Source organism: Microcystis sp. M53598_WE2, assembly GCF_030067735.1.
Lineage (GTDB): Bacteria > Cyanobacteriota > Cyanobacteriia > Cyanobacteriales > Microcystaceae > Microcystis > Microcystis aeruginosa.
Map to the genome: position 1 here is coordinate 1 of NZ_JASJFE010000032.1, position 1,229 is coordinate 1,229.

Annotated in this window: 1 protein-coding gene; it reads right to left on the reverse strand. The window is 43.9% G+C overall.

Annotated elements, in window-relative coordinates; all coding sequences use genetic code 11:
• Positions 1–1,115, reverse strand: a 1,115-nt coding sequence (locus PX636_RS00755; protein ID WP_288115905.1) for a M48 family metalloprotease, incomplete at its 3' end; no start/stop codon positions are given.
• Positions 1,116–1,229 lie beyond the last annotated feature (114 nt).

The following is a 1,229-nucleotide window of genomic DNA, read 5'->3' on the forward strand; positions in this document are numbered from 1 at the left end:
GGACTAAACTGGGCAGTTTCTTGGACTAAACCAAAGGCAATTTTTACTAAAGCGCGGGCCAAAGCATTGGGATTACCAGTAACTTGGGCAGCAAAATGATCGGCGAAGTATTCTCTAGTACGAGACAGATAAAGACAGCAAAAAACAATAATTGGCCTAAAAATAGTGATAATTGATGAGAGAAGGGCTAGAAAAACTGTGTCTTTAAAATTATTACCTTGATTTTGGGCAAAAGAATCGAGATAACAGCTTAAATGGTCGAAACTAGCACAGATAGTCATCAGGGCAAAGTCTCCCTGCCAAATATGCCCTAATTCATGAGCATATACCGTCGCTAGTTCCTCATCGTCGAGATAGCTAAATAAACCTCTGCTAACTACTAAGCGAGCATTACCCCGTCGAGAGCCATAGGTAAAAGCGAGGGGCTGTCCGTCTTCGATAATGCCTAGTTTTGGCGGTTTTAACCCTTTTTCTCGGCATATACGCCCAATTACCGCCGCCGATTCTGGGCTATACCGTTTAATTTCCGCTAAGGACACCCAATGCACTCGATAAAGACGTTTTTGTGTCCAATCAATTAGATTCGGGGCGATAAAAAGGATGAGTCCGCCTAAGAAACCGCTCAAGAGCAAGGCAATAATTACACCCGTCCCCGCAGGGATGAGGAGCAAACGGGTAATTACAAAAAAAAGACCACAGACTATAGCATAAAAAGCCGTAATTGTCAATAGTTTAGCAAAAATAAGTCTATTTTCGGGGATAGTCCGGGATAACCGGACACTTACCCGTGCTGCTCGTGCTGCCTTGGGCAGCGCTCGAAATTTGACCCCATTAGTGACAATACCGATGGTTTTTTGTTCAGCACTAAAGATTGTCAGTAATCGTTTGGCCCACTGACTAACTTCCTGATCAAGATGATTTTCTAATTCCAGAGCTAGGGCGATCGCTTGTTGCCGTTGATTATTGCTGCGATAGGCCCGAGCAAGAGCCATTTTAGCTCGAATATATAAGGGAGAATGAAAATTAGCTGACTGTTGGCAATATTCTTCCAGTAATTCTACGGCCCTTGCGTAATCCTTTAGGCGTAGATATTTTAATCCTTCTTCCAGTGACATAGAGATCCCCTAGCTGTTTATCTATTTTTAGAGATACCCAAAATCGTAGGAAAGATTAAGGGAGTTGGTTGGGGAGGGGGGGGTGGGGGGGTGTGGGGGATTTTTCAGTGAGCA